Below are 24,678 nucleotides of genomic sequence, written 5' to 3'. Positions count from 1 at the left end.
TCAGTGATGCCAGTGTCCGCCGCCGCCGCTCCAGTAGCCGAAGCCGAATGAGACGGCGGGCGCGCCCCAGCCCCAGCCGTACGCGGGGTAAGGGTAATACGCGGGGTAGGCGGCCGGATAAGCCGGATAAGCGGTCCACGCAGGCACGGCGATCGCAACGGGCTGCGTGGAATAGAGCGGACCGGGATACTGTGCGTCGGGCACGGCGAGTGGCGCGGGGTTCGGCGCGGTTTGCACGACTGCGGTTTCCTGCTGGGTGGCGGCTACGGGCACGGTGCCGTAGTAGTAGGGCGGGTAGCCGTAGGGGGCGTAGTAGTAGCAGCCGGAAAGCGCGGGGAGCAGGGTCGCGGCGGCGATCACAAGCACTAACGGACGTTTCATGGCGGGCTCCGCGAATGGCGAACGGCCGCGCAGGGTTATCGCGTTCAGGCTCAGGCCGTTTGATCGTTCGAGCTTACGCCGTACCTGTGGGTTTTGCGTTGCGGCTCGTTAACGGAATGTTTCAAGCCAATCGTTCAAGCGCATGTTTCACTTCGCGCGTGCGTTGACGCTTGACCCACGCAAACGCGGCGCAGCCCGTGAGGGTCTGCGCCGCGCATCCTTCCCTGATGCACGCCTTGAATGGCGTGTTGCCTGTCATGTCGTTACTGTTGCGTGCCGTCGCACCGATCGTGAGGCTAAACGCGTAGCCGCATCGTCGGTTCGTCCGGCCTTAAGGCCTTAGTGCTTGCCTTGATGCTTACTTGCCAACCTGATTGCCGATCAAGCCGCCGACTGCCGCGCCGCCCACGGTGGAGAGTGCATTGCCGCCAATCGCAGCGCCGGCCACACCGCCCACGCCCGCACCGATGACCGTATCGCGGTCGCGTCTCGACATGTTGTCGCATGCAGTCAGGCTGCCCAGCACGGCGACGAGTGTCGTTACCGTGAGCAGCATGCCTGCGCGTTTGAGTGTTGTCATGGGTCGACTCCCTACGCATAGTGCGTTTGAGTGTGAGGTGCGACTTGCGCTTCGCGCACACGCCGCGCCTCCAATACCCTCATCCTAGGCAGCCGACCCGTATCCGGGTGTGTGCGCTTGTCAGAGAGTTGTGGGAGTCGTTAGAAAATGTATCGGCGGGCCGCAAGGGCCCGCCTGGGACGCGGTGAGCTTACTGGCGCTGATAAATCTCGGCGCCTTGCTTGATGAACTCGACCGCCTTCACTTCCATGCCTTTTTTCAGGGCTTCGTCATCGCTCACGCCCTGCTTCGCGGCGAAGTCGCGCACGTCCTGGGTGATCTTCATCGAGCAGAAGTGCGGGCCGCACATCGAGCAGAAGTGCGCGACCTTGGCCGAGTCCTTCGGCAGCGTTTCGTCGTGGAACTCGCGCGCCTTGTCCGGATCGAGACCGAGGTTGAACTGGTCTTCCCAGCGGAACTCGAAGCGCGCCTTCGACAACGCGTTGTCGCGCACCTGCGCGCCCGGATGACCCTTCGCAAGATCGGCCGCATGCGCCGCGAGCTTGTACGTGATGATGCCTTCCTTCACGTCGTCCTTGTTCGGCAAGCCCAGGTGTTCCTTCGGCGTGACGTAGCAAAGCATGGCCGTGCCGAACCAGCCGATCATCGCGGCGCCGATGCCCGAAGTGATGTGGTCGTAGCCCGGCGCGATGTCGGTGGTGAGCGGCCCGAGCGTGTAGAAGGGCGCTTCCTTGCACCAGTCGAGCTGGAGATCCATGTTCTCCTTGATGAGCTGCATCGGCACGTGGCCCGGGCCTTCGATCATCACCTGCACGTCGTGCTTCCACGCGATCTGCGTGAGTTCGCCGAGCGTCTTCAGTTCGCCGAGTTGCGCTTCGTCGTTGGCGTCGTAGATCGAGCCGGGGCGCAGGCCGTCGCCGAGCGAGAAGCTCACGTCGTATTCCTTCATGATTTCGCAGATCTCTTCGAAATGCTCATAAATGAAGGACTCCTTGTGATGCGCGAGGCACCACTTGGCCATGATCGAGCCGCCGCGCGAGACGATGCCCGTCATGCGGTTCGCGGTGAGCGGCACGTATTGCAGGCGCACGCCCGCGTGGATCGTGAAGTAGTCCACGCCTTGCTCGGCCTGTTCGATGAGCGTGTCGCGGAACATTTCCCACGTGAGGTCTTCGGCTTTGCCGTTGACCTTTTCGAGCGCCTGGTAAATCGGCACCGTACCGATCGGCACCGGCGAGTTGCGGATGATCCACTCGCGCGTTTCGTGAATGTGCTTGCCGGTCGAAAGATCCATGACCGTGTCGCCGCCCCAGCGGATCGCCCACGTCATCTTGTCGACTTCCTCGCCGATCGACGACGTGACCGCGGAATTGCCGATGTTGGCGTTGATCTTCACGAGGAAGTTGCGGCCGATGATCATCGGCTCGCTTTCCGGGTGGTTGATGTTCGCCGGGATGATTGCTCGGCCCCGCGCGATTTCCTCGCGCACGAACTCGGGCGTGATCTCCTGAAGGGCGTTCGCGCCGAAAGCCGCTGCGCCGAACGCCTGGCCCGGATGCTGGCGGCCCATCATCGCCGCGAGCTTCGCGCCGTTCGGGCCGCTGGCCTTGAGGCTTTCCAGATACTCGGCGCGGCGCTGGTTCTCGCGAATCGCGATGTACTCCATTTCCGGCGTGATGATGCCTTGGCGCGCGTAGTGCATCTGCGTGACGTTCTTGCCGGCCTTCGCGCGGCGCGGCGTGCGATGCAGGCCCGGGAAACGCAGCTCCGCCGTTGCGGGGTCGGCGGCGCGCTCGCGGCCGTATTCGGAGGAGAGGCCCGGCAGGGCTTCGGTGTCGCCGCGCGTTTCGATCCAGCTCTGGCGCAGCGCGGGCAGGCCCGCGCGAATGTCGATCTTCGCTTCCGGGTCGGTGTACGGACCCGAGGTGTCGTAGACGTAGATCGGCGGGTTCTTCTCGCCGCCGAAGCCCGTGGGCGTATCCGCCTGCGTGATTTCGCGCATCGGCACGCGGATATCGGGCTGCGATCCGGTCACGTAGATCTTGCGGGAATTGGGCAGCGGCGCGATCGCGGCTTCGTCGACGTGCGCGTTGGCGGAAATGAACTTCGGATTCGCGTTCATGCGTCTCTCTCTCCATGCAATGCAAAGTGGGAACAGCGGCTTAGCAGGAGACGAGACGGAACGTGGACGGACTTCGCTGTGATGGATGAGGCGTTGAGCGATGTTGCGAAGTCCGGACGCTTCCCTGCGCTGGCATTATCCAGATCAGGTTCAAAGGGTATTTCTCACCCGCGAAATACGCAGCACGACTTTCGTTCGATGCGGCGCATAACGCAGGACCCCCGCGTAAGCAAGGCCAAACGATACACCGCGCTGCGACGATCTGGCAAGTGCCTTCGCGCGCGAGATGTGTCACGCGCGCGGAACTTACAGCGTGAAATCCTTCGAGGCTTCTGGCTGAAACAGGATGCGTTCGATTTTCAGTGTTTCGACCGCGCCGCCCGGCGTCGTGAAGCGCACGGCGTTGCCCCGTTTGGCGCCGAGCAGCGCGAGACCCGCTGGCGAAAACACGTTCAGCCGCCCGGCGTCGACGTTCGCCTCATGGGGATAGACGACGGTGTACGTGAGGGCTTCGCCGTTGCGCTCGTCCACGAGCGTCACCTGCGAGTTCATCGTCACGACATTGGCGGCGACGTCGCGCGGCTCCACGATTACGGCGTGTTCGAGCAGGTCGTCGAGCATGGTTTGACGGGCCAGTGCGGCGCCGGGTTCAGCGGCGCATTTCTCGAGGCGGGCGACGTCGAGTTCGGTGAGGTAGCGGATTTTTTTCGACATGACGGTTCTCCTTGCGATCCAGATGAAAGTCGAGGGACGGGCGAGGGCTGGCGGGCGAAATCGCGCAATGGCGCGCGGGCCGCAGCGGGGCGCAACGGATCGGCCCGGAGCCCGACCGAACGGCTCCGATGGCTTGGGGAGGCAGGTTCAGTGCGGACGCCGGGCGGCGGAAAGCGGGGCGGACAGAGGAGGCAGGGCGCGCGCTCGGGTGGACAGCGGCCGCGCCGCCGTTCGCTCGCGGCCGGCTCGCGCACGCGCCGGCGCGCTGCGCAAACTGCGCGGCGGCAAGACGGGGACGGGACGCGAAACAAGCAAAAACATGGCGAACGGCGTGTTAGAAATGAAGTAAATGAAAGTTAAACGAAAGATTCGACCATGCTAGCACGATCTCACGAACCTGGCGCGACGCTGTCGCAGCACCGCGATAGGGTGCGCGATCGGCCATTCCGGCTCGCGCTTCGCACTGTGACGCGAACACAACGACACACCGCGCATAAAGCATCCTGAAAGCATCCGCGACGACCGGCGTTGTTGCATAATGCGGTTCGCCCGTCCCGGGTGTCCTTCGCACTCCGTCCTTTTTCGCGTTCTTGCGCATCTGCACCATGCCGTCGAGCTTCACCCGTCCCGCCGCCTTGCCGCCGGGGCGCCCGCGGTTCTGCCCTTCATGTGCCGCGGCAAAATGACGATGCCTCCCCGTTTTCCTTCCCGCGTGAACCCCCAATCCTTCATGTCAACGGTCCTTCAGGCCGCCGCCGCGCTATGGCGTTTCGTGCGCGGCGTGCGGTTGCCGCAGTCGCGCGCCGGGCGCGTCGCGCTCTCGCTCGCGGTCGTCTACTTCGTTTGGGGCTCGACGTATCTCGGCGTGAAGGTTGCGCTCGAATCGTTCCCGCCGCTGCTGCTCTCCGGTTTGCGCAATCTGCTTGCCGGGATCGGGTTGTTCGTCTTTGCCATGCGCCGGCGACCCGTCATGCCGACCCTCCTCGAAGTGCGCAACGCGGGCGTGGTGGGCACGCTGCTCGTGGGCCTGTCGAGCGGCATGCTCGCCTACGGCATGCGGACCGTGGGCACTGGCACGGCGGCCGTGATGGTCGCCACAGTGCCGCTCTTCGCGACCGTGATCTCGGCGGTGACCGGGCGGCGCGTGGCGAAGGCCGAATGGGCCGCGGTCGCGCTCGGCCTCGTCGGCATTGCGATCCTGAGTCATGGCGGCGGTGCTTCGGGTTCGGCGGGCGGCAGCCTCGCGATTCTGTGTGGCGCGCTCTTCTGGGCGATCGGCGCACATCTGGCGGGCAAGCTCAGGTTGCCTACCGATCTGTTCATCGCGACGGCGCTGCAAATCGGCCTCGGCGGCGCCATTTCAACCTCGGTCGCGTGGATTAGCGGCGAGCGCATGGGCGAGTTGCACGTTCTGCCGCTCGTGGCGTTCTTCTACCTGATGTTCATCGGCACGATGGCGGCCTATGTCGCGTATGGCTATCTGATCCGCAATACCAGCCCGCTCGTGGCGAGCAGTTGCATGTACGTGAATCCCGTTGTTGCCGTCGCGCTCGGCGCGCTGCTGCTCGGCGAGCCGGTCACGAGCGGCACCGTCGTCGCGACCGTGCTGATTCTCGGTAGCGTGGGTTTGTCGTTTCTCTTCGACGACCGCCGCCGCACGTCCTCCTAAGCTCATCCTTTCGCGGCGACGCGCTTCGCCTCATCGCGCCACATTGGCGTGCGCGGCCGCCCCGCATGTGTGGTTCGGAGCGGCCGCATCTTCGTCGCTGACCGATCGATGCCAGACGCGATTACTTGGCCTTTTCCGCGGAGTTCGTGAGGGCGTGGCCGCCCGCGGAAACGTCCTCGCCGGCACCCGCCATCGTGTTGCAGGCCGAAAGCGCTGCCAGCGAAGCGGTAACGAGAAAGAGGGCAATCAGGCGTTTCATGAGGAAGTCCTCCACGGTGTCAAAGGTGGCCACTGTCCAGCACGTCGCGTGCCCGGTCATTTGTGCCTCCCTATGTGTCCGCCATCAGGTCCGCTGCTTGCGCTAGCACCGATGCAGGCGCGACATAGCGCAGCACATCCGGCCACAAGGAGGACTACGCCATGCTTCACTACGCCATCGTGTTTTTCATCATCGCGATCATTGCCGCTGTGTTCGGCTTCACCGGCATTGCCGCGGGCGCGGCCGAAATCGCCAAGATCCTGTTCTACATCTTCCTCGTGGTCTTCGTGGTCACGCTATTGCTAGGCGTGATGCACGGATGACGCACGCAATGCCAAACCGCTGCGCACCACCCCGTTCATGCATGCCATGTTTGAAGGAGAGTCAGATGTCGAAGACACACGCTTCGTTCGAGTTCGATCTCAAACGCGTGCGCGATGAAGCGCGCCGCAATCTCGACCAGGGATCGGTCACGCCGGACTACCCCGCGAATCGCCAGACCGTGCTCAAGCTGCTCAACGATTCGCTCGCCACGGAACTCGTGTGCGTGCTGCGCTACAAGCGGCACCATTTCATGGCGAAGGGCATCGAGTCCGAGTCGGTGGCGGCCGAGTTTCTTCAGCACGCGAACGAGGAGCAGCAGCACGCCGACATGCTCGCGGCGCGCATCGTGCAACTCGGCGGCGAGCCTGACTTCTCGCCGTCGACGCTGGTCGAGCGCTCGCACTCGGAATACAAGGAAGGCGCCGGCCTGAAGGACATGATCCGCGAGAATCTGATCGCGGAGCGCATCGCGATCGAAAGCTATCGCGCGATCATCAACTATCTCGGCCACGATGACACGACCACGCGGCGCATCTTCGAGCAAATCCTCGCGACGGAAGAGGAACACGCCGACGACATGACTGACCTGCTGTACGCGCACAAATAGCGCGCAGACTCGCCCTCAGGAAGAAGCCTGTGCGCCCGTGCCCACGCGCGGGCGCGTTGCATGGTGAATCCAGCCCGCGAGAGCCGTGAACGCAATGCCGGCCACGCACACGCCGATCCAGCCGAACGCATGCCAGGCCGTCACGCCCACGGCGGAGCCGGTTGCGCCGCCAATGAAGTAGCAGACCATGAACACCGTATTCACGCGGCTGCGCGCCTCGGGGCGCAGCGCGTAGATGCGCGACTGATTCGAGATCTGCGCGGCCTGCACGCCGACGTCGAGCACGATCACGCCGATCACGAGGCCGATCAGGCTCTTGCCGGAGAACGCGAAGATAACGAACGCGAGCGCCATCAGCACGATCGACATCGTGATGACCGCGCGCGGCCCGCGCTTGTCGGCCGAGCGGCCCGCCATGGGCGCGGCCATCGCGCCCGCCGCGCCGACGATGCCGAAAAGCCCCGCCACCTGCGGCCCGAGATGGAACGGCTCGCCCGCGAGCAGCAGCGTGAGCACGGGCCAGAAGAGGCTGAACGCGGCGAAGAGGCAAGCACCCGTTGCCGACGCTTCGCGCAGGCCGGGCAGCTCCAGCACGAGATGCCACATCGAGCCGAGCAGCTTGCCGTAGCCGAGCTGCGAGGTGGGCTGGCTCTTTGGCAGTTTTTTCACGATCACGACCGCAAGCACGAGCAGCGCGACAATCGACGCGCCGAACACCGCACGCCAGCCAAAGTACTGTCCGACGAACCCGGCCGCCGTACGCGCGAGCAGAATGCCGAGCAAGAGCCCGCTCATCACGGTGCCGACCGCGTGGCCGCGCGCCTCGGGCGGCGCGAGTTCGGCGGAAAACGGCACGGCCTGCTGTGCGATGGTGGCGAGGATGCCGATCGCGAGGCTCGCGCCGACCAGAACGGCAAGTGACGGCGCGGTGGCCGCGACGAGCAGGGCGACGCACAAGCCGGCCGTTTGCAGCAGGATGATGCGGCGGCGGTCGTAGCGGTCGCCGAGCGGCGCGAGCAGCAGCATGCCGGCTGCGTAGCCGAGCTGGGTGCCCGCCGGCACGGCGCCGATCCACGCCGCGCCGGCCGGGAAGCTCTGGCGGAAGTCGTCTAGCAGCGGCTGGTTGAAGTAGATGTTCGCGACCGTGACGCCCGCGATGGTCGCGAGCAGGAGCAGCAGGCCGCGCAGCGACTGGCTTTCGCCAGCGGTTGCGGAATCAGGTGTGGACATGAGCGAAATGCGGGTGGCGCCCGGTCAGACGGAAGACAAGCTTCGAGCGTGCCGATCATACCGGAGCGCGCGCAATCGCGCTGACGGCGCGGGAACGCGCCGCCAGGCGTGCGTCTAGCTGCGCATTCAGCCGATCAGCTCGCCCGAGGGCTCGTAGAACGGATACGGGCCGTCGAACGTCTCGACGTACTCGTGGTGCGTCACGATCCCGCCGTTCGGATCGTAACGATGCAGCGCAAAGGCGGGCGGCTCGAGCGTGAAGGTGGAGGGCGCATCGGGCGCGAGGTCGAGCGTGACCTGGTGAGCGGGCGCGGGCACGGCCGAGGCAATCGTGCCGCCGAAGCGCACGAACATGGGCCGGTGCACGTGACCGCACAGCACGCGCTCGACGTTGGGATGCCGTGCCACGAGCGCTTCGAGCGCCTGCGCGGCTCGGTCGTCGAGGCGAATTGCATCCATGTGACCAATGCCGCAGTCGAACGGCGGGTGATGGAGCGCGACCACCACGGGCTTGCCGCGCGCCGCCTCGAGCTGCTGCGCGAGCCACGCAAGACGCGCTTCGCAGAGCGTGCCCGCGCTTTGCCCCGGCTGCATGGAGTCGAGTGCGATCACGCGTAGCGCGCCGAGGTCCACCGCGTACTGGACGAACTCGCCGCCCTCGCGCAGTTCGGGCCGATCGGGAAACACTTCGCGCAGCGGCCCGCGCGCGTCGTGGTTGCCGATCAGGAGCCAGTACGGAATCTCGAGCGTGTCGAGCAGCGTTTTGAGGTGCCGGTATTCTTCGAGCGAGCCCTGATCGACGAGGTCGCCGGTCATGAGCACCGCGTCCGGGCGCGGCGTGAGCGCATTGAGCCTGGCGATGGTGCGTGCAAGGCTCGCGGCCGTATCGACGCGGCGATAGGCGAGCGCGCCCGGTGGCTTGATGTGCAGGTCGCTGATCTGGGCGAGCAGCATGGTAGTCCTCGTTTTGTAAGATTTACGCAAGCGCAATGAGTGCTTCAGGGGCGATCGAGATGCCAACCGGCGTGCCGCGCGCCAGCTCGATGCGGCCCGCCACGTCGACGAGCAGGGCATCGGGCGCGGCGCCGCCGATGGTCAGGCGCGTGCGCTCGCCGAGAAAGGTCGCCTGTTCGATTACGCCGCGCAGTTGTGCGCCGACCGGGTCGGCGAGCGTGGCGTCTTCGGGGCGGAAATACAGTTCGGCGGCGCCGGTCGTTTGGGACGCGTTGGCCGGCACGGCGCCGCCGCTCGTGCGCAGCATGCCGCCTTGCCATTCTCCGGCGATCCGGTTAAGCGTGCCGACGAACTGCGCGACTGCACGGCTCGCAGGCTGGAAGTAGATCTCGCGCGGCGTGCCGATCTGCTCGATGCGGCCCGCGCTCATCACGACGATGCGGTCGCCCAGTTCCATCGCCTCGGCCTGATCGTGCGTGACATAGACCGTCGTCACGCCCAGTTCGCGCAAGAGCGCATTCATCTCGCCGCGCAGGGTGTCGCGCAGGCGTGCATCGAGCGCGGTGAGCGGCTCGTCCAGCAGCAGCACACGCGGGTGCGGCGCCAGCGCGCGCGCGAGCGCCACGCGTTGGCGCTGGCCGCCCGAAAGCTGGTTGATGGGCTTGGCCGCGTGCGCTTCGAGGCGCATCATCGCGAGCAGTTCGTCGACACGTGCGCGCGCCTCGGCGGCGGGGACGCGCTGGATTTTCAGGCCATAACCGATGTTGCCGCGCACGTCGAGGTTCGGAAAGAGCGCGTAGTTCTGGAACACCATGCCGACCTTGCGCTGCTCGATAGGCTGCGCGGTCACGTCCTCGTCGCCGAAAGCGACACGGCCGCCGGCGTCGGGCGTTTCCAGACCCGCGATCATGCGCAGCGTGGTGGTCTTGCCGCAGCCCGAAGGGCCGAGCAACACGAGCGTTTCGCCTGCGCCGATCGCGAGGTCGAGCGGTTCGAGCACTCGCGTGCCGCGAAACGTTTTCGCGCAGCGCGTGAGCGTAATCGGGATCGGTTCGAGTTTCATTCGGAATCCTTGTTGTTCCTTTGCTGGCCTGCGAGACGCGGCTTGCCAGTTGGCTTTCCTGAGGCGCCAGGTACGTCCACGCCGAGCCATTGCATTGCCACGAGCAGCGGCATCGTCATGAGGAAGAAGAGTATCGTGTAGGCGCTGCCCACTTCGATGCGCAGCGATGCGTAGGTGTCCGCGAGGCCCACTGGCAGCGTTTTGGTGTCGGGCGTGTGCAGCATCCACGTGAGGTTGAATTCGCCGATCGAGAGCGTGAGCACCGCGAGCGCGCCTGCCACGATGCCGGGGCGCGCGTTGGGCAGCACGATGGTCGTGAAGCGCTGCCAGAAGCGCGCACCGAGGCTCGCGGCGCCTTCCTCGAGCGTGCGCAGGTCTGCCGACGCGCACACGGCCGCCACGGGCCGCACCATGAACGGCAGCGTGAACACCACGTGGCCGACCACGATGAACGCCGCACTCATGCGAAACGTGCTGAAGCCGCCGTACACCACGAGCAGCGCGAGCGCCGAAGCGAGGCCGGGCAGAGCCACGGGCAGCACGAGCAACTCTTCGATGAAACGCGAGAGGCGCGTGCGGCTGCGTGCGAGCGCATAGCCCGCGGGCACGCCGGTCACGAGCGTGATGGCGAGCGTGGCGGCCGCCACTTCGAGCGAGAGGAATACGCTCGCGTGATACTGCGTCCAGACCTGGTCGAGCCAGCGCAGCGTGAGGCCGCTCGCCACGCCACGAAAATAGTTGACGGTGAGCCCCGCGACGATCGACATCACGACAGGCACGATGAGAAACGCGCACGTGGCGAGCGTGACGAGCCATTGCGCGCAAGTAATCCACGCGCGCGCCGAGGGCAGCGCGACGCGCCGCCGCGCGGCAGGCGGCTGGCCCGGCGCCTCGTGCATGTCTTGCGCTGCCGAAGCTGCGGAATTGACGACCGAATTCATTCTGGAATCCTCAAAACCACTGTGCTCATGCCGTAGCCGCGACGGCCGCACCCGTCACGCTGCGCGCGAGCGTGAGCACCGCCCACGTGACGAGACCGAGCACGATGGACAGGCCCGCCGCCGTCACCATGTTGGCGTTGAGCGTGAACTCGGTGTAGATGGTCATCGGCAGAACGTCGATGTCGGTGGCGAGCGTGAACGCCGTGCCAAACGCACCCATCGCGGTCGCGAAACAGATCGCCCCTGCAGCGACGAGGCCGGGCGCGAGCGCGGGCAGGATCACATCGCACAGCACGCGCCACGACGACGCGCCAAGCGAACGCGCGGCTTCTTCGAGCGAGCCGTCGAGCTGGCTTGCGCAGGCCATCACGGTCACGATCACGCGCGGAATCGAAAAGTACAGGTAGCCCGCGAAGAGTCCCGCCATCGAGTAGGCGAAGACCCAGCGCTCGCCGGTGAGCCGCAGCGAAAGCGCGCCGATGAGTCCCTGGCGGCCTGCGAGCATGATGACCATGAAGCCGACTACCACGCCCGGAAACGCAAGCGGAAACGTGAGCAGCGCGACGAGCGCACGGCGCCCCGCGAACGTGCGCCTTGCGAGCAGAAGGCCGCAGATCGTGGAGATCACGAGCGTGGCCGCGGTGACGGCGGCCGAGAGCGCGATGGTCGCGGCGAGGCTTCTCATGTAGCGGCCATTCGTGAGCAGCGTGCGATAAGTCTCGATGAAGTGTCCGTCGGCGCTCACCTGCACGAGCGCGATCATCGGCAGCAGCCAGAATGCGAGGAACACCGCGAGCGCGGGCGCGACGAGCGCCACGCGCCAGCGCAACGGAAAAGTGAGGTCATGCATGGAAGTGATCAGCCGAAGTCTCAGTGCATGATCTGCAGATAGCGCTCGCCAAACGCCTGCTGCTGCGCCGCCATCTTCGCGAAGTCCACCGGCTTTGCACGCGCGTAGTCGCTCGCGGGCAGGAACTTCGAAGCCGCTTCCGGCGAGAGCGCGCTCGCGCGCACCGGGCGCAGGTAAGCATTCGCCCAGAGCTTCTGGCCTTCGTCGGAGAGCACGAAGTCGAGCACCTTCTTGCCGTTCGCTTCGTGCGGCCCGTTCTTCACGAGGCTCATCACGTAGGGCACCGAAATCGTGCCTTCCTTCGGGATGACGAATTCGACGTTTGCGTGGTCCTTGTACTTGGCGCGGTAGGCGTCGAAGTCGTAGTCGAGCAGGATGGGGATTTCACCCGAGAGCACGCGCGCGTAGGCGGTCTGCTTCGGCACGATCGGCTGGTTGGCCTTGAGCTTGCCGAACCATTCGAAGGCGGGCTGGAAGTCGTCGAGCGTGCCGCCCAGCGCGAGATTCACGGCCACTGCGCCCGCATAGCCCACGAATGCGCTCGACGGATCGAGGTAGCCAACCATGCCCTTGTACTCGGGCTTGAGCAGATCGGCCCACGAGCGCGGGACCGGCTTGCCTTCGAGCGCATCCTTGTTGACGAAGAAGCCGAGCGTGCCCGAGTGGATGGCGAACCAGTAACCTTGCGGGTCCTTCAGGTCAGCAGGAATGTCGCTCCAGTGCGCGGGCTTGTACGGCGTGATCACGCCCTTGTCCTTCGCCTGGAATGCCGACGACACGCCGAGGTAGACGACGTCGGCGACTGGGCTTTTCTGCTCGGCCATCAGTTGTGCGATGGATTGGCCGGAGTTCTTGTTGTCGAACGGCACGCGAATGCCGGTCTCTTTCTGGATCGCCTGGATCTGGCTTGCCCAGTCGGCCCATTCGGGCGGGCAGTTGTAGCAGATCGCGGTTTGATCGGCCTGTGCCGTGAGCGGCGCAGCAAGACCGGCCACGAGGGCGGCGGCGGTTGCGACGAGCGGCAGGGTACGGGAGAGGTGAGTCAAGCGCCGCAACGGCGCAGCTAGCGTGCGCAGGGCAGCGCGCACGGGTACAAGCGAAAGCGGGCCGGCAAAGGCGAGTCGGCGGGTCACGGCAGGTCTCCAGGTCGGTTGCGAGAGCGTACTGGTGGATGAGGGCCGCGTGCGTGCACGGCCCGGATTGTTCAGGTTGTTCGGTGTGTTACTAAGGCCTGCTGATGGTTCTGCAAAAGCGGCTCACGAAAGCGCGCCGCCGAGTTCGAGGTTGCGATCGATCGCAACCCCGCGCGCGCCGAGCGGCGCGTGGGCGATCGCCGCGATGGTGCCGCCCGCGCGCAACGTGTGCGGCAGCGTATTGGCGAGCGCTCCCGCGTACTGGCCGCCGATGCGCGCCATCAGGCATTGCCACGCTTCGCGGCCAATGTCGCGGTTCGGTGTGCCGATGCTCGCGAGCGGCGGCGCGAGCAGTTCGCTCATCGCGAGGCCGTCGAAGCCGAGAATCGACATGTCTTGCGGCACACGCAGGCGTGCGCGGCGCAGCCCGCGCATCACGACCATGGCGAGCAGGTCGTTGCTGCAGAAGAGGGCCGTGGGGCGCGCAGGCCCGCTCGTCAAATGTGCGAGCACCGAAGGCGCGAGCTCTTGCGCGTTGAAATCGATTTCAAGGGCCGGCGCAGGCGTGAGGCCGGCCTGCTGCATCGCGAGGGCATAGCCGGCATGACGCTGGCGCGCGCGGTCGGAGGCGGCCAGCGTGCCGGCCAGCATGAGGATACGGCGATGGCCGTGCGCGATGAGCATGCGCACGCCGTCGCAGGCGGCCTGGTGATTGTCGACCGATACCGAGGGGCGGCGCTTCGTGTCGTTGTGCATCAGCACGTAAAGTGGGCCGTCGGCGTCGAGTTCGTCGAGCAACGGGTGCGTGTCGGCGTCGGCGACAGTCAGGATCAGGCCCTCGACACGTTGCGCGCGCAACGTCTCGATTGCGTGGCGCTCGCGATCGGCGTCGTACTGCGTGGTCATCAGCATGAGGCGAAAGCCCTGCGCGCAGGCAAGCTCGTCGATGCCTTGCAGGCACTCCGCGAACACTGGGTTGGCGAGCGTGGGCAGCACCACGCCGATGAGCCGCGTGCGCTCGCCGCGCAACTGGCGGCCGAGCGGGTTCGGGCGGAACTTCAGCGCGTCGATGGCTTCGCGCACCCGCGCGAGCGTGATGGGGTTGACGGTGTGCGGTGCATTGATCGCACGTGACACCGTGGCGATGGAGAATCCGGCGTGTGCGGCGACATCCTTGATGGTTGGTGTCATGCGAGCGGCCCCGGCGTCGTTGTAAACGTTTTCGATGGGGCCGATTATGAAAAATGCGTATGACCGGCAGATGACGGACGCGCTAGCCGGTCGTGGCTTTGGGGCATGCGCCGCACAATGGTAGAATCGCGTCCGCCCTGCCGGGGTGATGAAATTGGTAAACATAGCGGACTTAAAAAACGATTGAGTGCCCGACCGGAAACGGCCGGTGCAGAACCCCTCAAATTCGGCGAACCCCCTGGGCCATCAAGCGCGTTGCGCGCGAGGCGCCGAGGCAACGCCGAGCCAAGCCGGCTGCTGCGCAAAGCGGCGGTCAGGAAGGTGTAGAGACTAGACGGGGGGCGCCTAAGGCGCGCGCGGCGTGACACACGCGGCGCTTCGCGACGGCGAAGGCATAGTCCAGCGCACGAACGCGCGTCCGTACAGGCACGCGTGGCGTCGAAAGACGTGGTGTGACGAAAATCCGCCGCCTAACGGCTTGCCGGTTCGAGTCCGGTCCCCGGCACCAGATGTTGTTCCAGTGGATTCCGCTGGAATCCTGAAACCTGCGATAGCGTTCAGCTTCGCGGGTTTTTTATTTGCACGGCTAAATCCGCGCGGACGCACGAAAGGGGAGCGGTTGCGGCGAAGGGAAGAGAGAAAGGAGGCGGGAATAAGCTCATGGCAGCCGCGCGAAATGGCGGCGCGTGAATCAGTCGGGCGCTGCGCCGCAACAAGGCGCTTGCGCACTCAACGATTGCCGATCTTCCCGGTGATGGGATTGATCAGCCTTGCGAATCCGAACAATGCCGCAATGCCGAAGGGGCAGGCGATGAAGAATGCGGTCAACATGACTCGGCCCTAAACGTAACAAAATGTATCGTCAGTTTAGCTCGGTCATGCGCTTTGGGTATCAGGGTGAACGACAACAAACTATTGCGCTATCGCAAGGAATTGAGTCCTCAACGCTGGGGGAAACGGGCTGTCACGCCCGTCTGGCGCGGGTAGGCGAAAAGACTGTGCGGATCGCATCAGATGCAGTCGAAGATTACCTCTACTGTCTGTGACGTCACGCCGCGCAAGCCTTCGCTATGGATCTCGACCGTGTGTAGCTGCTTCTTCTGCTTTTCGCAGTAGTCCTCGGCTTCGCTGAGCCCGACGGCGCGCACGTGATTCCACGAAACCAGATCCCAGCGCGCGCGGCTCGTGACGGTGAGATGGCCATCCTGTCTCGAATTGACGGCAGTCACCGATGTGCACGCCGTCAGCATGCTGATTACAAACAACAGGACGTAACCTTTCATAGATTCTCCGTGGTCCGCGAGCATTCTCGCCGCCAACCCGGGGCATTGGCAACCCAAAGCAATGCGCTTCGGCTCCGCTTCGGCTCGTTAGGGTTGCTTGATGCAGTGGAACGCTGCCGTGCCGTAGGGCACCGTCACGACAGTTTGCCCGCGCAACTCGGGCTCCGAATCGATCAGTGCGCGCAGTTCGGCTTCGATGCGGGCCTGCTCCTCGGGCGGCAAGGCCGCAATGAAACTCGTGGATTTCACCCGCGCGACGATGACGTCCTCTGGCGAACCGGTGTGGCCTTGCACGAAGTGCTGCTCGTGCAGCGGCCCGAATCCGGCAAACGGGAAGGCATTGCGCCACTGGCCCGTGTAGTAGCGCGGCGTGTCGCCTTCGGCGCGGTTGACGATGGCGTCGAGCCGCGCGACCCAGTCGACGCTCGCGTCGCGCAGGTTCCAGATCAGGCCGAGGCGGCCGCCGGGTTTGAGCACACGCAGCATTTCCGCGAGCGAGGCCGCGTTGGCGAACCAATGGAAAGCCTGCGCACACACGATCGCGTCGACGCTGGCGTCACCGAGCGGGAGCGAGGCTGCCGTACCCGCACAGGTGTCGACTGCGGGTAACGCGGCGGCAAGCTTCGCCAGCATGGCGGCTACGGGCTCGACGGCGATCACGTGGGAGCCGGTTTCCAGCAAGCGTCGAGTGAATTTGCCAGTGCCGGCGCCCAGATCGACGACTGTCGCGCCGGGGCCCAGGCTGAGCGTGTCGCGCAACCAGGCGTTGACTTCGGGCGGGTAATCGGGGCGGCCGCGCGCGTAGTGGTCAACTGCGGCGGGCGTGTAGCCCTGTTCAGCCGAGTGGTGTACGGCGTTGGGCGGGTTGCTCATGAGCGCGCTCCGGCGGTGGGTCCGCGAGCGAGCATAGCACTGCGTGCGGCGCCGTCGAACGGCGCCCGCGCCGCGCAACGCGCCCGGATGGGCGCGCGGCGCAAGGCAATCAGTCGTGGGCGATCAGGTCGCCGACTTGACCCTGGCCCGACACGAGACAGGAAGAGAGGAAGTTTTCGCTCTGGCTGTTCGCGCCGCGCTCGCCGAATCCGCGCACGAGCGCTTCGGCCTTGACGAGTGCGGAGCCTTGGGCGCAGGTCAGCGAGCCAGCCTCGTGAGCCTGCACACGTGTCATGGCCCGATTCGCGAGGAGGAGTGCGAGGACGATGACAACACCAACATTGAATGCTTGTCTCATGATTTCGTCTCCTTGTGCATTCAGACTATCTCAGCCGTTCGGCGTCCGAATCCAGGAGTTTCCCGGCGATGCACTGCAGCACATGTGGCGCATAAAAACGCACTTTCATGTGGTCTGCGTAATGCTTCGGCCTCCTTCGCTTGGCGCTTTCGTGCCGCTGTGCCTTGAGTAGCGTGGCACGGCAAAAAAGCGCTCAAACGCAGGGCCGGGCGCTGCGTCGCAACAATGCCGCGACGCGTCAGATTCGACGTCTGCTAACAAATGTAGCTCCGTTGTGCGCAGAGCTGGACGTGGCACATCGACACGGTGTGTTTTTGCACAACGCGCCGCGGGAAAACCACCATGCGGCACTGTTTTTCCGCCCGCTACAAACGAGGAAGCGCGGGAACGCCATGCACGGGCCGCGGCATGACGCCCGACCCCGCTGCGCCCGGCTGGCTTGAAATACGGCGGGGCTTCCTGCAAGATCGACGCCCGAACCCTTTTTTCCTGTGCGAGGTGAACCCATGCAGTTGATCGGCATGATGGACTCCCCCTATGTGCGTCGCGTCGCGATTTCGCTTCATGTGCTCGGTCTGCCGTTCGAGCACCGCAGCATTTCGGTTTTTCGGCAGTACGACGAATTTGCCCAGATCAATCCCGTCGTGAAGGCCCCCACCTTTATCGACGACGACGGCACGCAGCTGATCGACTCGACGCTGATCCTCGACTACCTGGACCACAAGGTGCCCGCCGGGCAGCGGCTCATGCCGCAGGAGACCCAGGAGCGGACTTTTGCACTGCGCGTGAACGGTTTCGCGCTCGCGGCCATGGAAAAGACGGTGCAGCAGGTCTACGAGCGCGAATTGCGCCCCGCCGAGCGCCAGCACGAGCCGTGGTTCGAGCGCGTGAACGCCCAGATGCACGCGGCGTGGGCCGTGCTCGACCAGCTCGTTGCGGGCCGCGACGGCTGGCTGTGCGCGGGCCGTATCACGCAAGCCGACATTACCGCGGCCGTTGCGTGGCGTTTCAACCAGTACATCCTGCCTGGCTGCGCCGATCCTGCCCGATATCCGGCAATAGCCGCGCTTTCTGCGCGCGCCGAGACGTTGCCGGAATTCGTTGCCACGCCGCTCGACTGAAGCGCATTCGCGCCAGCCGGCGCTCGCGCAAAGCGCCGTGTGGCGGGGCCAGGCGTGCCGCCGAGCCCCAGTGCCTGCACACAGGTTTCGATTGTTTGCGATTTTCGACAAGTGACTTCGCGGACGGCCCATTTATCAGCGCACGCTGCATTCCTAGAATGACAACCATCGAATGACCCTGCGTCAGGAGGACGCGGGGCATGCAGCGGGAGCGGTCATGAAATCCTTTATCGAACGACAGTTGTATCAGCCAGCGTTGGTTCTGCCGATGGTGGACCTGATGCAGTTGATGGTGTCGGTCGACTTCAACTTGGGGCAAGTCGGGCTGATGGTGGCAACGCGCGGCGCGCGTGCGGCATTCCAGCGCTCGCGCGAACTGTGGAGCGCGGGTCATGGGGAAGGTGCGGCCGCCGATTGCGTGCACTGATCGCACGTGCACTGAATTTGTCCGACTTTAACGACTGAATCTCCGATCACCTCTTCACCGAACGCCTGACGCAAGCGCGCACTGACGTTCGCCGATCCCCCTGACGCGCAGCGGCTTCGCCCGTTTGCTGTTGTGACGTCACCCTGTGAGCCGCCTCGACGTGTGAGGCGGCTCTTTTTTTGCGCGATCGTTGTCCATCGCGGTGCGCGCCGATACCGACCCGATTCGCTGAATCACACTGGGGGCGGTGGCCATTCGTCGCGCGTAAGATGGCGCGATCTGCCGCTCGTTCACGGCGCGCGGCGGATCGGCTCAGGCGCCATTCGCGGTTCCACTGGCGCTCAACTCGGGTCAACGGCAAAGGAGGGCGGCATGGCACAGCGTTTCGATGCGATCGTGATCGGCACGGGGCAGAGCGGGCCGCCGCTCGCCGTGCGGCTTGGCGAGAGCGGCCGCAAGACGGCGGTGATCGAGCGCGCGTCGTTCGGCGGCACCTGCGTGAACGTGGGCTGTACGCCGACCAAGGCATACGTCGCTTGCGCGCGTGCCGCGCACGTGGTGCGCCATGCGGCGGATTTCGGCGTTCAACCCGGAAACGGCGCGCAGCCGGGCGACGTTCGTGTCGATCTCGCGTTCGTGAAGGCGCGCAAGGAGCGCATCATCGCCGCGTCGCGCGATGGCGTCGAAAGCTGGCTGCGCCATACGCCGAACGTCACCGTGTTCACGGGGCACGCGCGCTTTACGGGCGCGCACGCGGTGCGCGTCGCTGCGCACGACGGTACGCAGATCGACCTCGAAGCGCCCGAGATCTTCATCAACACGGGCACGCGCGCGCAAATTCCCGCCATTCCCGGCCTCGAGACGATCCGCTACGAAACCAATTCGACGCTGCTCGCGCTCGAGCAACTGCCCGCGCATCTGGCGATCTGCGGCGGCAGCTACGTGGCGCTTGAATTCGCGCAAATGTTCCGCCGCTTCGGCAGCCGCGTGACGGTGCTCGTGCGCGGGCAACGCGTGTTCGCTCGCGAGGACGACGATTTCTCGCGCGCCGTACAGGACGTGCTTGCGCGCGAAGGCGTGGAATTTCGCTTCGGCGCAGAACCGCGCAGCGTCGCGCCGCTCGATGGGCAGGCGGGCGTGCGCATCGCGCTCGACAGCGGTCCGCTCGACGTTTCGCATCTGCTCTTTGCAACGGGGCGCCTGCCGAATACCGACGATCTGGGGCTCGACGCCGCTGGCATCGAGCGTGACGCTCACGGGCTCATCGCTGTGGATGGTCAATTGCGCACGCGCGTTGAGGGCATCTGGGCATTGGGGGACGTGAACGGCCGTGGCGCGTTCACGCACACGTCATACGACGATTTCCAGATCGTCGCGGCGAATCTGCTGGACGGCAAATCGCGCAGCGCCGACACACGCATTCCCGCTTACGCCGTGTACGTCGATCCGCCGCTTGCGCGCGTTGGCATGAGCGAGCGCGACGTGCGCGAGCGCGGCAAACCCGCGCTCATCGCGACGATGCCGATGTCGCGCGTGGGCCGCGCGCGCGAACGCGGCGAGACCGACGGCTTCATGAAGGCGCTGGTGGATCCGCAAACGCAGCGCATTCTCGGCGCGGCGATATTCGGCATCGAGGGCGACGAGGCGATCCACACGTTCATCGACACGATGACAGCCGACGCGCCCTACACGACGCTGCAATACGCGATGCACGTGCACCCGACTGTGAGCGAACTGGTGCCCACGTTGCTCGACGGCCTGAAACCGCTTGAATGAGTGCATCTGCATGAACGAACCGAACAGCGCCGCGTTTGGCAACCTCTTTGCAGGCATCAACCCGGACGCCACTGAAGAGCGCTTCGATACGCTCGTTTCGCGCGACGGGGTGCTGATCGAGCGCATCGTCTCCACAGGCCAGGCGAGCCCGCGAGGCTTCTGGTACGACGATGCGCGCGAAGAGTGGGTGGCGCTCCTCGCTGGCGCGGCGACGCTGGAATTCGAAGATACGGCGCAGCCGCCGCGACGCCTGCTGCCTGGCGACTACGTGCATATTCAGGCGCACTGCCGCCATCGCGTGTCGTGGACCGATCCGAGCGTGCCGAGCGTATGGCTCGCGGTGTATATCGGCGCGGCGCAAGGTGAAGGCGACAGCGAGGCGTGAGCGCGGCGATAATCGGCACTATTGAACCGATACGCAATGTCATGCCCACGAACTATCCCCTGCGCGTCGCTCTGGTTTCCGACACGCACAATCTCGTGCGTCCCGAGTTGCTCGCTTTCGTCGAGGGCGCGGATGCCATCGTGCACGCGGGCGACATCTGCGATCAGCGCGTGCTCGACACGCTCGCGGCCATCGCGCCGCTCACTGCCGTGCGCGGCAACAACGATCATGGCGCGTGGGCCGAGGCGTTGCCCGTGCAGACCGTCGTCGAGCTTGGCGGTGTTCGACTTGCGGTGGTCCACGAACTGCCGGATCTGCACGGCGATCCTGCCGGCGAAGGCATCGCCGTAGTCGTGAGCGGGCATTCGCACAAGCCTGCGCTGGAAACGCGCGAGGGCGTGCTGTACGTGAATCCTGGCAGCGCGGGGCCGCGCCGCTTCAAGCTGCCCATCTCGGCGGCGACGCTGACGATCGGGAAGGACGGCGCAGTGCACGTCGAACACGTCAATCTCGTGGAATAACGAAACGAGCGCGCAAGAAAAAAGGCCAGCGCGAAGCTGGCCTTTTTGCGTTTCAGCGGTGCCGTATCAGGCGCGCACTGCGTTGCCGACGGCGTACTCCTCGTCGAGTTCGCGTGCGAGACGCACGCCGCGCAGCACGGCATGCGCTTCCGCCTTGGTGCTCACGCTCGGCGCGGAGCCCGGCAGCGGTCGGCGCGCCGTTTCATGCAGCGCCAGCACCGAGATGATGCCGATCACCGCCGCACCCATCAGGTAGTACGCGGGCATCATGAGGTTCTGCGTGTGCTCGACGAGCCATGCCGCCACGAGCGGCGTCGTGCCGCCGAACAGCGACACCGACACGTTGAAGCCGATGGCGAGCGCGCCGTAGCGAATCGCGGTCGGGAACAGTGCCGGCAGCGCCGAGGGCATCACACCCGTGAAGCACGAGAGCAGCGCGCCGAGAATCAGGAGACCGAAGAATACCGGCACGAGCTCGCCCGTCTGGATCAGCGTGAGCGACGGGATCGACAGCAGGATCAGGCCCACGCAGCCCGCGAGCATGACCGGCTTGCGGCCCACGGCGTCGGAGAGGCGGCCGAACGCGAGCGTCATCGGCATCATGAGGACCATCACGATCAGCACGAGGAACAGGCCGTGTGTTTCGTTGAAGTGCAGCGTGGCCGAAAGATAGCTCGGCAGATACGACAGCGCCATGTAGTCGGTCACGTTGAAGATCAGCACGAGACCCACGCACAGCAGGAAGGGGCGCAGATGCTGCGTGAGCAGCGAGTGCAGCGTGAGCTTCGGGCGGGCGTGCTCTTCGGCTTCGCGCAGTTCCGCTTCGCGCTTGAACGCTGGCGTTTCTTCGAGCTTCGTGCGGATATACAGACCCACGAGGCCGAGCGGGCCCGCGATCATGAACGGCACGCGCCAGCCCCAGTCGAGCAGTTGCTGGTGCGAGAGCATGGCGGTCAGCACCGCAACCGTGCCCGCGCCGAACACATAGCCGATCAGCGTGCCGAATTCGAGGAAGCTGCCCATGAAGCCACGGCGCTTGTCGGTGGCGAATTCGGCGATGAAGGTCGCAGCGCCCCCGTATTCGCCGCCGGTCGAGAAGCCCTGCACGAGGCGCGCCACCAGCAGCAGCGCGGGCGCTGCAATGCCGATCGAGTGGTACGAAGGAATCAGGCCGATGGCAAAGGTTCCGCAGGCCATCATGATCATGGTCATCGCGAGCACGCGCTGGCGGCCGATGCGGTCGCCGAGCGGCCCGAACACCATGCCGCCGATCGGGCGCACGAGGAACGCGGCCGCGAACGTGCCGAACGTGGCGATGAGCTGTGCCGATGGGCTGCTCGACGGGAAGAACACCTGGCCGAGCGTGACGGCGATGTAGCTGTACACGCCGAAGTCGAACCATTCCATGGCGTTGCCGAGCGCCATGGCGCCGACGGCGCGTTTGAGGAGGCTTTTGTCGACGATCGTGATGTCGTCGAGGGTAAGGTCGGTCTGGGCCGACGAGCCGGAAGTGGAAGCGGTCAAGGTCTGCATCTCCAATGACTGCGACGAGCCCCACGCGAGCCCGCCACGGTTGCCGGAGAGTGCCGTTTCGCGATAGCGGCGACATTTCGCGCACGGCGCGCCGCATGTCGTCAGGGACGAGGGCGGGCCGATGATGCATCGCACAAGGCGCGCGGCGCACGAAAGCAATGCTGAGGTGTCGCGAAACGACACTCGGACGAATTGTGTTTAACGTAGCGCCTGCGTGGCCGTGGAAGGGGGGCAGGGCGCATGAGGACGCTGGACCGGCATGAGGTGCACGGTAAAGCGCCGCTGAAACGAAAAAGAAGCCCGCGTGGCGGAGCGTTCCTTTTGTCATCTGCGCATTCGGATCAACGGCGTTTTTGGGCGCCTTCCAGAATGCAATTGATGGCTAATGCCTGTTGAACGAAGCGTTATGATAGCACGATAACGGAAGATCGCGCAAACGCCCGCAACTGCGGGGATTGGGGCGCGGGCTGGAAGCCCCGTGTGGCGGGGGATTGGCGCGATTCGATGGAACCGTTTCCGCCGCCTGGAAAGCGCATGAAGCGCATAAAAAAACCGCGCCGGGGGCGCGGTTTTTGCGGGGATCGGCGCGGCGTTTTTCGTCTGTCAGGGACAGATCCCGCCGTGCAACGGAAGGGTGTTTAGCCTTCGGTCGGCGGCACGTAGCCCGACGCCTGGTCGGCGCCTTCGCCGAAGAAGAACTTCTCCGTCTGCTTCATCAGATACTGACGCGCACGCGGATCGGCCATGTTCAGGCGGTTTTCGTTGATCAGCATGGTCTGCTGCTTGAGCCATTGCTGCCACGCCTCCTTCGAGACGCTTTCGTAGATGCGTTTGCCGAGTTCGCCCGGCAGCGGGGGAAAGTCGAGTCCCTCGGCTTCCTTGCCGAGCTTCGCGCATTGGATCATACGGGCCATGCTGTGCTTCTCCTTAGTCGTATGTGTGGGGTGGCGGCGCGCCCTGTCTGCGGACGGTGCAGACGGGAACGTTCAGAGCTGTTTCATCAGCACGAGCGACTTGCGCTGCCAGTTATAGAGGCGGCGACGGTCTTCGGGCAGGTCGTCCACCGTGGCCTTGACGAAGCCGCGCTTCAGGAACCAGTGTTCGGTGCGCGTCGTGAGCACGAAAATGCGCGTGAGGCCGCGTGCCCGCGCGCGTTGCTCGATACGGCGCAGGAGTCGCTCACCGTCGCCGGAGCCCTGGGCTTCGGGCGAGACCGTGAGGCACGCCATCTCGCCGATACGCTCCTGCGAATACGCGTACAGCGCCGCGCAGCCAAAGAGCACGCCGTCGTGCTCGATCACCGAGAAATGGTCGATGTCGCGCTCGATCTGGTGACGCCCGCGACGCACGAGCGTGCCGTCGGTTTCGAGCGGCTCGATCAGCGTGAGAATGCCGCCAACGTCGTCGGGGGTCGCTTCGCGCAGGCTTTCCAGGTTCTCGTACGAGATCATGGTGCCCACGCCGTCGTGCAGGAACAGTTCGAGCAGCAAGCCGCCGTCGAGCACGTAGGGAATAATGTGCGCGCGGCCCACGCCGCCGCGGCAGGCGCGAATGGAGTGCTTCAGATAGAAGCCCTCGTCGCCGAGCACGGTGCCGCCTTCCTGCAGCTTGTAGGCGTCGTCGAGCGACATTTCGCGGATCAGCTCGCCTTCCTCGTCGATCAGGCCCTGCGTTTCCGTGAGGAAAATGATCTTGTCGGCGCGCAGCGCGATGGCCGCCGCCGAGGCGACGTCTTCCATCGACAGGTTGAACGCCTCGCCGGTGGGCGAAAAGCCGAGCGGCGAGAGCAGCACGAGCTTGCGGCTCGCGAGCGAGTGGCGGATCGAATCGGCGTCGATCTTGCGCACGACACCCGTGTGCTGGAAGTCCACCCCGTCGAGAATGCCGACCGGACGCGCCGTCACGAAGTTGCCCGACACCACGCTGATGTGCGCGTGCGCCATGGGCGTATTCGGCAGACCCTGGCTGATCGCGGCCTCGATGTCGAGACGCACTTCACCGGCCGCTTCCTTCGCCGATTCGAGTGCGCGGGCATTGGTGATGCGCATGCCGTGCGAGAACTCGGACTCGACGCCGTGCAGGCTCATCTGCTCTTCGACCTGCGGGCGCGAACCGTGCACGAGCACGATCTGGATGCCCATGGCCTGCAGGAGCGCGATGTCGGCAACGAGCGCATTGAGCAGATTCTGGTGCACGACTTCGCCGCCGAAACCGACGACGAATGTCTTGCCCTGGAACGCGTGGATGTAGGGTGCGACCGATCGCATCCAATCCACGAATTGCGCGTGCTGCGCCATGATCTGCGAGTCGGAATCCGCAGCGGCGGCGGAGGCCGGCGCGCTGGCGGTGGCGGGGACGAGGTCGGTTTGGGAATTCATGCCCG

26 protein-coding genes and 1 riboswitch are annotated in these 24,678 nt (G+C 65.2%); of the genes, 8 read left to right on the top strand and 18 right to left on the bottom strand.

The features are described 5' to 3' along the window. The 4 genes from U5A58_RS12905 to U5A58_RS12890 all read right to left on the bottom strand — a co-directional run bounded on the left by U5A58_RS12905 (position 1) and on the right by U5A58_RS12890 (position 3,797). Positions 1–381, bottom strand: coding sequence for a hypothetical protein (locus U5A58_RS12905; RefSeq protein ID WP_321961699.1), 381 nt, complete (start codon positions 379–381; stop codon positions 1–3). Between the two features lie 358 nt (positions 382–739). Beyond that, on the bottom strand, positions 740–961 hold the full coding sequence (locus tag U5A58_RS12900; RefSeq protein ID WP_321909049.1) for a glycine zipper 2TM domain-containing protein: 222 nt from the start codon (positions 959–961) through the stop codon (positions 740–742). A gap of 190 nt (positions 962–1,151) precedes the next feature. Beyond that, positions 1,152–3,083, bottom strand: a complete 1,932-nt coding sequence (gene thiC / locus U5A58_RS12895; protein ID WP_321961698.1) for a phosphomethylpyrimidine synthase ThiC — start codon at positions 3,081–3,083, stop codon at positions 1,152–1,154. A 103-nt stretch (positions 3,084–3,186) separates the two neighbouring features. After that, positions 3,187–3,316: riboswitch (TPP riboswitch) on the bottom strand. 73 nt (positions 3,317–3,389) lie between these two features. Continuing rightward, positions 3,390–3,797, bottom strand: a complete 408-nt coding sequence (locus U5A58_RS12890) for a GreA/GreB family elongation factor (protein WP_321961697.1) — start codon at positions 3,795–3,797, stop codon at positions 3,390–3,392. 730 nt (positions 3,798–4,527) lie between these two features. Between U5A58_RS12890 and U5A58_RS12885 the strand changes: the two genes are divergently transcribed. Next, entirely contained in the window at positions 4,528–5,466 is a 939-nt protein-coding gene (locus U5A58_RS12885; RefSeq protein ID WP_321961696.1) for an EamA family transporter, read from the top strand. A 121-nt stretch (positions 5,467–5,587) separates the two neighbouring features. On the opposite strand, the gene U5A58_RS12880 is transcribed toward U5A58_RS12885, so the two are convergent. Continuing rightward, positions 5,588–5,725, bottom strand: a complete 138-nt coding sequence (locus tag U5A58_RS12880; protein WP_042264962.1) for an entericidin A/B family lipoprotein — start codon at positions 5,723–5,725, stop codon at positions 5,588–5,590. A gap of 161 nt (positions 5,726–5,886) precedes the next feature. Here U5A58_RS12880 and U5A58_RS12875 point away from each other — a divergent pair, with 161 nt between their 5' ends. Together U5A58_RS12875 and U5A58_RS12870 are read left to right on the top strand one after the other, a co-directional pair. Continuing rightward, positions 5,887–6,048 carry a DUF1328 family protein gene (locus tag U5A58_RS12875; protein WP_158757523.1) on the top strand — a complete coding sequence of 54 codons (162 nt, stop codon included), beginning with the start codon at positions 5,887–5,889 and terminating at the stop codon, positions 6,046–6,048. 65 nt (positions 6,049–6,113) lie between these two features. Then, positions 6,114–6,656 carry a ferritin-like domain-containing protein gene (locus tag U5A58_RS12870; RefSeq protein WP_321946915.1) on the top strand — a complete coding sequence of 181 codons (543 nt, stop codon included), beginning with the start codon at positions 6,114–6,116 and terminating at the stop codon, positions 6,654–6,656. A gap of 15 nt (positions 6,657–6,671) precedes the next feature. On the opposite strand, the gene U5A58_RS12865 is transcribed toward U5A58_RS12870, so the two are convergent. From U5A58_RS12865 to U5A58_RS12820, 10 genes are all read right to left on the bottom strand, one after another. Further along, positions 6,672–7,886, bottom strand: a complete 1,215-nt coding sequence (locus U5A58_RS12865) for an MFS transporter (RefSeq protein WP_321961695.1) — start codon at positions 7,884–7,886, stop codon at positions 6,672–6,674. Between the two features lie 126 nt (positions 7,887–8,012). Next, on the bottom strand, positions 8,013–8,840 hold the full coding sequence (locus tag U5A58_RS12860) for a phosphodiesterase (protein ID WP_321961694.1): 828 nt from the start codon (positions 8,838–8,840) through the stop codon (positions 8,013–8,015). A 22-nt stretch (positions 8,841–8,862) separates the two neighbouring features. Beyond that, positions 8,863–9,903, bottom strand: coding sequence for an ABC transporter ATP-binding protein (locus U5A58_RS12855; RefSeq protein WP_321961693.1), 1,041 nt, complete (start codon positions 9,901–9,903; stop codon positions 8,863–8,865). Continuing rightward, a complete protein-coding gene (locus U5A58_RS12850) occupies positions 9,900–10,844 on the bottom strand; it encodes an ABC transporter permease (RefSeq protein ID WP_415774214.1) in 945 nt (314 codons plus the stop codon). The genes U5A58_RS12855 and U5A58_RS12850 overlap by 4 nt, the downstream gene beginning before the upstream one ends. Before the next feature lie 25 nt (positions 10,845–10,869). After that, the gene (locus U5A58_RS12845; RefSeq protein ID WP_321961692.1) at positions 10,870–11,694 is read right to left on the bottom strand and encodes an ABC transporter permease; all 825 of its coding nucleotides are present in this window, start codon (positions 11,692–11,694) and stop codon (positions 10,870–10,872) included. Between the two features lie 20 nt (positions 11,695–11,714). Beyond that, on the bottom strand, positions 11,715–12,749 hold the full coding sequence (locus U5A58_RS12840; protein ID WP_415774217.1) for an ABC transporter substrate-binding protein: 1,035 nt from the start codon (positions 12,747–12,749) through the stop codon (positions 11,715–11,717). Positions 12,750–12,950: 201 nt separating this feature from the next. Next, positions 12,951–14,018 carry a LacI family DNA-binding transcriptional regulator gene (locus U5A58_RS12835; protein ID WP_321909033.1) on the bottom strand — a complete coding sequence of 356 codons (1,068 nt, stop codon included), beginning with the start codon at positions 14,016–14,018 and terminating at the stop codon, positions 12,951–12,953. A gap of 1,010 nt (positions 14,019–15,028) precedes the next feature. Next, positions 15,029–15,301, bottom strand: coding sequence for a hypothetical protein (locus U5A58_RS12830; protein WP_321909031.1), 273 nt, complete (start codon positions 15,299–15,301; stop codon positions 15,029–15,031). 87 nt (positions 15,302–15,388) lie between these two features. Beyond that, positions 15,389–16,174 carry a class I SAM-dependent methyltransferase gene (locus tag U5A58_RS12825; RefSeq protein WP_321961691.1) on the bottom strand — a complete coding sequence of 262 codons (786 nt, stop codon included), beginning with the start codon at positions 16,172–16,174 and terminating at the stop codon, positions 15,389–15,391. Positions 16,175–16,283: 109 nt separating this feature from the next. After that, entirely contained in the window at positions 16,284–16,532 is a 249-nt protein-coding gene (locus U5A58_RS12820; RefSeq protein ID WP_321909028.1) for a hypothetical protein, read from the bottom strand. Positions 16,533–17,038: 506 nt separating this feature from the next. Between U5A58_RS12820 and U5A58_RS12815 the strand changes: the two genes are divergently transcribed. The 5 genes from U5A58_RS12815 to U5A58_RS12795 all read left to right on the top strand — a co-directional run bounded on the left by U5A58_RS12815 (position 17,039) and on the right by U5A58_RS12795 (position 20,762). Continuing rightward, complete coding sequence (locus U5A58_RS12815) at positions 17,039–17,653, top strand: glutathione S-transferase family protein (protein ID WP_321961690.1); 615 nt, start codon at positions 17,039–17,041, stop codon at positions 17,651–17,653. A 172-nt stretch (positions 17,654–17,825) separates the two neighbouring features. Continuing rightward, positions 17,826–18,080, top strand: coding sequence for a hypothetical protein (locus tag U5A58_RS12810; RefSeq protein WP_415774213.1), 255 nt, complete (start codon positions 17,826–17,828; stop codon positions 18,078–18,080). 372 nt (positions 18,081–18,452) lie between these two features. Beyond that, complete coding sequence (locus U5A58_RS12805; protein WP_321961689.1) at positions 18,453–19,856, top strand: FAD-containing oxidoreductase; 1,404 nt, start codon at positions 18,453–18,455, stop codon at positions 19,854–19,856. Between the two features lie 10 nt (positions 19,857–19,866). Then, the gene (locus U5A58_RS12800; protein ID WP_321961688.1) at positions 19,867–20,241 is read left to right on the top strand and encodes a cupin; all 375 of its coding nucleotides are present in this window, start codon (positions 19,867–19,869) and stop codon (positions 20,239–20,241) included. A 41-nt stretch (positions 20,242–20,282) separates the two neighbouring features. Continuing rightward, positions 20,283–20,762, top strand: a complete 480-nt coding sequence (locus U5A58_RS12795) for a metallophosphoesterase family protein (protein WP_321961687.1) — start codon at positions 20,283–20,285, stop codon at positions 20,760–20,762. A 66-nt stretch (positions 20,763–20,828) separates the two neighbouring features. Here U5A58_RS12795 and proP read toward each other — a convergent pair whose 3' ends face one another. From proP to argA, 3 genes are all read right to left on the bottom strand, one after another. Then, positions 20,829–22,286 (bottom strand): glycine betaine/L-proline transporter ProP, encoded by a 1,458-nt coding sequence (proP, locus tag U5A58_RS12790; protein ID WP_321909022.1) that lies wholly within the window; start codon positions 22,284–22,286, stop codon positions 20,829–20,831. Positions 22,287–22,933: 647 nt separating this feature from the next. After that, the gene (locus tag U5A58_RS12785; RefSeq protein WP_069268157.1) at positions 22,934–23,209 is read right to left on the bottom strand and encodes an oxidative damage protection protein; all 276 of its coding nucleotides are present in this window, start codon (positions 23,207–23,209) and stop codon (positions 22,934–22,936) included. A gap of 72 nt (positions 23,210–23,281) precedes the next feature. Next, positions 23,282–24,673 (bottom strand): amino-acid N-acetyltransferase, encoded by a 1,392-nt coding sequence (argA, locus tag U5A58_RS12780; RefSeq protein ID WP_321961686.1) that lies wholly within the window; start codon positions 24,671–24,673, stop codon positions 23,282–23,284. Positions 24,674–24,678 lie beyond the last annotated feature (5 nt).

Origin of the sequence: Paraburkholderia sp. J7, assembly GCF_905220155.1 — a bacterium.
Classification (GTDB): Bacteria; Pseudomonadota; Gammaproteobacteria; order Burkholderiales; family Burkholderiaceae; genus Paraburkholderia.
Note: the sequence above shows the minus strand (reverse complement) of the source record. Positions and strands in the feature narration are given on the sequence as shown.